Origin of the sequence: Dolichospermum sp. LEGE 00246, from assembly GCF_015207865.1 — a bacterium.
Taxonomy (GTDB): Bacteria; Cyanobacteriota; Cyanobacteriia; order Cyanobacteriales; family Nostocaceae; genus Dolichospermum; species Dolichospermum heterosporum.
Genome location: NZ_JADEWA010000281.1, coordinates 1 through 7,181, shown reverse-complemented (window position 1 = coordinate 7,181; position 7,181 = coordinate 1). Strand labels below are relative to the sequence as shown.

Here is a 7,181-nt window from a genome sequence, read left to right as displayed (position 1 = left end):
ATTTTAGCTTATGAAGCTTATTAACAAGCTGATATTATTCACAATAATTATTAAACATATAGTTTTTTAAAAGGAGTACGTTTCAAAAATCAAGCCAGGAAAACCACTGCTTCGGGGTTATAATAATTGATATCAATTCTAGCTATCATGACTGCCAACAAGACCCCACCCAGTGAGATGATTCGCGTGCCTAGTGTACTAATCTCTGTAGTACGTGACTTGGCGAAAATACACCGTGATGGTCATACAACTGCTTTACTGCAAGGCTTACAGGAAGTGATATCGCGTTTTGATAGCAGCGTAAAACTGGAAGCAACCAGCGAATTACAGCAGGTGGAGGAAAAACTGGGAAAACTGGAAACACACCTTACCCAACAAGATGAACTGGTGTCCACTAAACTGGAAGTCCAAGGTATTCAGTTGGAAAAAATAGAACGGGCGCTTGCTTCTGGCAAATACGGTGGTGGTAACTCTAAACCCCGGCGTTCAGGATATCCTTATCAGTATCAACAGCAACCAGTAGAAATAACTTCTTTTGCTAATGAAAATTTAGCGCAACGATTGGGAGTTACACCGCAGAGTTTAATTAGAGAACGAGAAAGCAAGAGTGAGAAGGAATTTATCAGTTGGTCAAGGAATCGTGACCCGATGAGCTTGGGATGGAAATTTCAGGAGCAAGACGGATTATATTATCCGGTTAAGCAGTAGGGTGCGATTCGTTGTTTCAGGTTCTAATTCATCCCGCAAATATGCAAAGTCTGATTTTTAAATAGGTTCTTTGGGGTCAATTGATAGCTCAAAATGGTTATGATAACAACAGAATTGAACATCAACTGCTGGGGATAAAACTCAAGAATGCGAGCTAAAATACGGGATACAGAAATCTATTTTGATGTTGACGGCTGTGGTTTGGTGGTTGAAGAACAAGAAATACGAGAGAAACCTGTTGCTTTGATTATTCATGGTGGACCTGGAGTTGATCATACCAGTTATAAACCGTGCTTTTCTCCCCTGGTGCATCACCTCCAGCTAGTCTATTTTGACCATCGGGGCCAGGGAAGGTCAGCCCGTGGACTGAAAGAAACCTATACCCTGGATAATAATGTTGACGATATGGAAGCCTTACGCCAATATCTAGGACTGGAGAAAATCGTTTTAATCGGTTCTTCCTATGGAGGTATGGTTGCTCTTTCTTATGCTGTGAAGTATCCCCAAAATGTTTCACACTTGATTGTCATTGCCACAGCAGCTAATTCCCGGTTTCTAAAACGCGCTCAGGAGATTTTAGCAGAACGGGGAAACGAAGAACAAAAAGCAGTTGCTCTTCAACTTTGGTCAGGTAATTTTGAAAATGAAGAACAGCTACGCCAATTCTTTCGGGTGATGGGTTCAATGTATTCCCAAAGCAATGAAGGGAAATTAAATTCCCCAGACTCAGACCAAACTATCCTCTCAGTTGATGCCATTAATGTTGCCTTTAGTGGCTTCTTAAATGACTACAATATCCTCAACGAATTACATAAAATTACCTCACCAACTCTTGTGATTGCAGGGCGGCATGATTGGATCTGCGCCCCAGAATTTTCTGAAGAAATTGCTCAAGCTATTCCTAATGCTCAGTTGAAAATATTTGAGAACAGCGGACATTTGATTCGTGTTGATGAACCACAATTAATGTTGAATGAAATTGCTAGGTTTTTAAGTCTTGGTCATTTGGTGTGATAAGTCATCCGGCATTTATGCAACACCCACATTATCTGTTTATTTTCAACATTTGGTTGCCCCCTTTTTGAAATTCATAAGCAACTGGCTGCACTTTTACATCAAACTGTTGACTAGAGAGGTTTTTGATCACTAAATCAAGATAAGGTGATGGTTCACAATCAAGTTTCAATAAGGGGAAAATCCTCACCTCTTTTGAGATTCTCAAAAGTTCATGAATAGATGCAATGTGAAAATCAAGAGATAGGTGATCTGAATATAGAAATAGTAGATGAGAACAAACACATAGTTCAAATTGATTATCAGCCAGTTCTAATTTTGGTAGAGATTGCCACAAATAACGCCCTTTTATTCTACCGATTTCATAATCTAGCAGAAACTTCTCCATTGCGGCCAGACGAGCGTAACCAAGTTGTTCTGGATCATGAAAATTATTCCAAATATAGTGGTCTACATTTTGCTTAACTTGCGAGATGATTGATTCATAAGTTTCTTGTACTCGTTGTCTAATTTGGTTTCCAGAAAACTCATAAATGGGGTCAATGGAAACAACTGAATATCCAAGTTCTGTCATTTCAGCATTGAAACTTGCTGGACCATCACCACAGCCAAGAATTTTCTTGTTTAGGTCTATTTCAGATAGATTAAACATTAACTTATACTCTTGTAGTGTTTTACCCCAAGGCACAACTTCATTTAATTTCATGTTTTTTCTGATTTAGTGATTGACAAGCTATCCCACAGATACCAACAAGCGATTGTGCGGTAGGGTTTCCAATTTTCTCCTAATTTTTCTACAGTTGGTTTGTTAGGAATTTCTGGTAGACTATAAAGGCGATGGATAGCATTACGAATACCCAAGTCATCTACAGGTAAAACATCCCAACGATGTAATCTAAACATCAGTAACATCTGCACTGTCCACCGTCCAATTCCCTTAACTTCAGTTAAGATTTTGATGATATTTTCATCATCCATTAACAGCAAATCATCTATAGTGGGTAATTTATCAAATCGTTGTGCTAAGTCTTTCAGATATGAAATCTTAGGACGAGAAATGCCAACTTCTCGCAAAACATCGTCTGGGGTGTTGAGAATATCGCTGGGGGTTAAAACAGTGTAAAGTTGTAAAAATCTCTGGTGAATAGCTGTTGCTGCTTTACCTGATAATTGTTGGTAAATTATTGACCGACAAAGTGAAGATAATAAATCCCCTGTTTGCTGGACTTGATTGAGTCTACACTCCCCCACCTGTTCTATTACCTTGGCTAAAATTGGATCTGTTTGTTTTAATGTGTCAATAGCAACTGCGTAATTCATAAAAATTTGAAGTCATCCACTCTGATTGGTTAATTGGTTATAATTCCCACATCTGTGCAAAAATTTAACAACCGTTTCCCTTCGTTTTTAAGGTCTTATACTTTCCTTTGGAGAGCATATAGAGCAAAATTCAGGAGTTAGTCCTATGGCTACAGCTTGCATGACGACGTAGAAGTCATACAGTACCCGGCACGTCCAAGTTTTCAATCTCACCCTTAGAAGGGTAAAGGGTGGGTTTCACTGTTCCCCGTTCCCTGTTCCCTGTTCCCTCTGACTTCTTGACAGACTACTAGCTTTGTACTTTATTTACTTGCCATATGCTGTAATTTTTTTTGTGTTGCGCCCCGTTATCCTTATAATTACTAAAAAGAAAAATCAACCATGCCAAAAAACTGGATTATTAAAGTAGACAATTATTTCCATGCTAAACCTGATTGTATTATCGCTACTGCCCATGTAGATACATTCCCTACAGACTTACCTCTAGAACCAAACATCAGAGAACCAAATCGCAAAAGTTCAACATACAGGCAAATCTTTGACTCTCTCACTACCGAACCAGAGAAATTCTTTGAGCGTCACAGTGGTATAGTTCTCTGTGCCAATAAAGTTAAACCTAGTAGAGACCAAAAACAATTGGAACTAGAGGTTTTAGAAGCTGCTGAGGGTGGAAGTGATGGCGTTATCAATGGTGGTCACACTGTTTTAGCTTTTGATAGTGCTAAAAATTATAAATATGACGTTAGCGAAGCACGGGTCAAAATTACTATTCACATTGGACTAGAAGAAACTGAAGCCAAAGATATAGCTTTAGCATCAAATACCACATCACCTGTTGATTCTCGCTCTAAGGTCAATGCTAGGGGAGATTATGACTTTATCAAAGGTTATTTAGCCCAGTTAGAACTTAAAGAAAGTAGAAAATTTAGAGTAGCTTATTACCAGAACCAAAGCGGTGTTCCTAAAAATACCCATTGTAATGTTACCCATTTGTTCAAGTTACTAAACTGCTTGGATAGAAATAGATACAATCCCGAAGGTAATACTAGAACTAAGCACCCGTCTGTTAGCAGCACTCCTAGTCAACTTTCTGATGGTGAGAGGGAAAGATTAACCAAGCTACTGCCGCTGCTGGCTAAAGCTATGTGGATAGAACAAAGGCTGTATGAAATTATTCAAGAATATATCAGCGCACCTAAAAGAAAAGGGATCAATGATTTAGCATCTATTGATATGCGGAAAAATACCCTTCTGGCTGACAGTAAATATTCTTTTGGGTTTGGTGCGCCAGGAGATTTAGCGTTACCAATAGTTGCATCTTACAGGGTCTTTCTAGATAAAGAATATAACTGGATTGTGCCTTTTGAGGACTTCTCTGAAGATTTTCTTCAACAGTTGTGGGGTACTTATTTTCGTAAGTATTTAATTTCCGAGAAAATTGCTGGTAATACGGTGGGTGCGAAAATCTGTCGTAATCAAGAAATTTGGGATAGTCTGTATATTTTTGCCCAAAGTTATCTGAATCAGCTTTTGGTGAAGATGGTTAATTCTGCTAAACGTGAGGAATTAACGTTAAAATAGTTAGGAGAAAAACTCAGCATTTATAAACGCCAATCCACGTTTACGTTAGAAAAAAATTCTCACAACTCAAACCGGATCGCTATTTTTATATAGATGCAATGCCAGAATGAAAGTAGTAACATATCGAGATGCGCTGGTAGTAGGGGTTAACCAGTACCTATTTCTGAAAGATAGTAAAAATAAAGCGAAGCATCTGAGAACACCTGCTAGTGATGCTGAGGCGATCGCTCAACGGTTAGAAAAATACGGTGGCTTTAAAGTACGGCGATTGCCAGAAAGCATTCAGGATGGACAGCGCCAAGTCGAGGCGAATCCGCCAAAGCCTATAGATGCGGAGACTTTGGAGAATGCAATTATTCAATTGTTCAACCCCACAGGAGAGAACATTCCCCAAACAGCTTTACTTTATTTTATTGGTCATGGCTTGCGGAAAAATCGGGGCGGCGTTACCGAAGGTTTTTTAGCTACCAGTGATGTTCATCCCCAAAGAAATCAGTGGGGAGTCTCATTGCGATGGTTGCGAGAACTATTGCAAAAGAGTCCTGTACCTCAGCAAATTGTTTGGCTAGATTGCTGTTACAGTGGCGAATTACTCAACTTTACCGAGGCAGACTTGGGAACAGCCGGTCAAGGTCAAACCAGGTTTTTGATTGCAGCAGCACGAGAATTTGAACTAGCTGAAGAAGATATTCAAGGACAGCACGGGGTATTCTCTCAGGCACTTTGGGGAGGTCTTGACCCCAAACAACAACCCGATGGTGTAGTGAACAATGACAGATTGATTGCACATATTACCCAAGCACTCAAAGACATTCCCCAACAGCCAATTTGGTACAACCCCAACAGTGAAATTATTTTGACGGGTGAACAAGAAGAAGTTTTCACTCCTACTCCAGACGGAATCTGTCCCTACAAAGGATTACGGTTTTTTGATGTTGAAGATGCACCCTATTTTTATGGACGAGAAGCACTAACTGAAAGACTAATTGAGCGAGTTCAGGTTGGTAAAGCAAACTTTCTGGCAGTTTTAGGAGTTTCAGGAAGTGGAAAATCTTCTTTACTTCGAGCCGGCTTGATGTACCAGTTACAACAGAAGCGTAGATTACCTGGAACTGAACTGTGGAAAATACGGTTTTTTACCCCAGGAGCGCAGCCGTTAGTAGGTTTGGCAACGGCATTTTTAGATGAAGAAGTAACAGATATTGAGCGAGCAAAGCAGTTAAAAGAAGCAGAAGAGGCAGTCTTGGGAGGAGAGGGATTAGCAAGATTGATTAAAGTATCTAAGTTTCCGCGTACATTGTTGATTGTGGATCAGTTTGAAGAGGTTTTTACTGTTTGTCAAAGTCAAACTGACCGCCAGAAGTTTATCTTTACTTTGTTAGATGCTTTAAAAGAAACTGGAGATAAACTCTGTCTGATTTTTGCCATGCGAGACGATTTTCTGGGTAAGTGTGCTACCTATTGGGAATTAGCTGATCTAATGCAAAATAATCTGGTAATAGTAACACCGATGAATACAGAGGAGTTAAGGCGAGCGATTATTGAACCAGCAAAAAAATTAGGATGCAAGATTGAGGAAAATTTAATTAATACTATTTTCAAAGATTTAAGAGTAGTAATTCCACATTTGTATGCTCAAAATGAGTTAATGCTATCCGAGCCAGAGCCAGGATTTTTACCTCTTTTGTCATATACTTTAGAGCAATTATGGCAAAGAAAAACCCTGAATTGGTTAAAGTTAGATAGTTATATTCAATTGGGTGGAGTACAAAAAACTTTAGAAAATTTAGCTGAAGATGTTTATAAAAGTTTTTTACCAGAAGAACAAAGAATAGCTAACCAAATTTTTATCAAATTAACTCAGCTTGGGGATGGTGCACCGGATACTCGTAAACAGGTAGCTCAACAAGATTTAGTTACAGAACCCAAATCTACTGCTTTGATAGAGCGAGTGATTCAAAAGTTAGTTCAAGCCAAGTTAATCATTACTAGTGAGCAAAGAAAGGGAAATAAAAAAGTAGCGGTAGTAGATGTATCTCATGAAGTATTAATTCGCCATTGGTCAAGGTTACGGGAGTTGTTAGATAGTAACCGTGGCAATATCAAAACTGAAAGAAAGATTCAATTTGCGGCTGAGGAATGGCAGGATAAAGGAAAGCCTAATGATTTTACTTACCTATTACAAGGAGAGAAGTTAGTTGAAGCTGAGAATTTTCTATATCAAAAAGTTGAATTTGTACATCTGTCCGTCTTGGCTCATGAATTTGTGCAAATTAGTCAGTTGCAGAGGGATAAGGATAAAGTTGCACGCGATCGTGAACGAAAATTAACTTTACTTAGAACTGTATTTAGTATGGGATTTGTGATAATTGCTGGTTGGTTGATTTGGCAGTTTCTCATTTCATTTAAACTCAATAAAGATTTAGATAAGTTAAAACAACAAATTAGCGGAGCTTTACCCATCAAAGGCACAGAAAATTTTACTTTCAAAAACATTGTTGTTAATAATAAAATGGTATGGATGTCTGTGTATAATCATGAAAACAAGGGATTAGGAC

6 protein-coding genes are annotated in these 7,181 nt (G+C 38.7%); 4 read left to right on the top strand and 2 right to left on the bottom strand.

What is annotated here, in order from left to right; translation table 11 throughout:
* Positions 1 to 147 precede the first annotated feature (147 nt).
* Both IQ228_RS17285 and IQ228_RS17280 read left to right on the top strand, forming a co-directional pair.
* Positions 148 to 708 carry a hypothetical protein gene (locus IQ228_RS17285; protein WP_193963725.1) on the top strand — a complete coding sequence of 187 codons (561 nt, stop codon included), beginning with the start codon at positions 148 to 150 and terminating at the stop codon, positions 706 to 708.
* A 147-nt stretch (positions 709 to 855) separates the two neighbouring features.
* Positions 856 to 1,722 carry an alpha/beta fold hydrolase gene (locus IQ228_RS17280; protein WP_193963723.1) on the top strand — a complete coding sequence of 289 codons (867 nt, stop codon included), beginning with the start codon at positions 856 to 858 and terminating at the stop codon, positions 1,720 to 1,722.
* 31 nt (positions 1,723 to 1,753) lie between these two features.
* Here the strand turns inward: IQ228_RS17280 and IQ228_RS17275 are convergent, their stop codons facing one another.
* Positions 1,754 to 2,428 carry an SAM-dependent methyltransferase gene (locus IQ228_RS17275; RefSeq protein WP_193963721.1) on the bottom strand — a complete coding sequence of 225 codons (675 nt, stop codon included), beginning with the start codon at positions 2,426 to 2,428 and terminating at the stop codon, positions 1,754 to 1,756.
* Positions 2,425 to 3,042 (bottom strand): DNA-3-methyladenine glycosylase, encoded by a 618-nt coding sequence (locus IQ228_RS17270; RefSeq protein WP_193963719.1) that lies wholly within the window; start codon positions 3,040 to 3,042, stop codon positions 2,425 to 2,427. Before IQ228_RS17270 ends, IQ228_RS17275 begins: the two co-directional genes overlap by 4 nt.
* Positions 3,043 to 3,423: 381 nt before the next feature.
* On the opposite strand from IQ228_RS17270, the gene IQ228_RS17265 reads away from it, so the two are divergent.
* Together IQ228_RS17265 and IQ228_RS17260 are read left to right on the top strand one after the other, a co-directional pair.
* Complete coding sequence (locus tag IQ228_RS17265) at positions 3,424 to 4,623, top strand: AIPR family protein (protein ID WP_193963717.1); 1,200 nt, start codon at positions 3,424 to 3,426, stop codon at positions 4,621 to 4,623.
* Between the two features lie 106 nt (positions 4,624 to 4,729).
* Positions 4,730 to 7,181: caspase family protein (locus tag IQ228_RS17260; RefSeq protein WP_193963715.1), on the top strand; the 2,452-nt coding region annotated here is incomplete at its 3' end.

What these genes read in the sequence shown, in the direction of transcription:
- IQ228_RS17285 (WP_193963725.1), top strand. Translation starts at nt 148, where the DNA reads ATGACTGCCAACAAGACCCCACCCAGTGAGATGATTCGCGTGCCTAGT.
- IQ228_RS17280 (WP_193963723.1), top strand. Translation starts at nt 856, where the DNA reads ATGCGAGCTAAAATACGGGATACAGAAATCTATTTTGATGTTGACGGC.
- IQ228_RS17275 (WP_193963721.1), bottom strand. Translation starts at nt 2,428, where the DNA reads ATGAAATTAAATGAAGTTGTGCCTTGGGGTAAAACACTACAAGAGTAT.
- IQ228_RS17270 (WP_193963719.1), bottom strand. Translation starts at nt 3,042, where the DNA reads ATGAATTACGCAGTTGCTATTGACACATTAAAACAAACAGATCCAATT.
- IQ228_RS17265 (WP_193963717.1), top strand. Translation starts at nt 3,424, where the DNA reads ATGCCAAAAAACTGGATTATTAAAGTAGACAATTATTTCCATGCTAAA.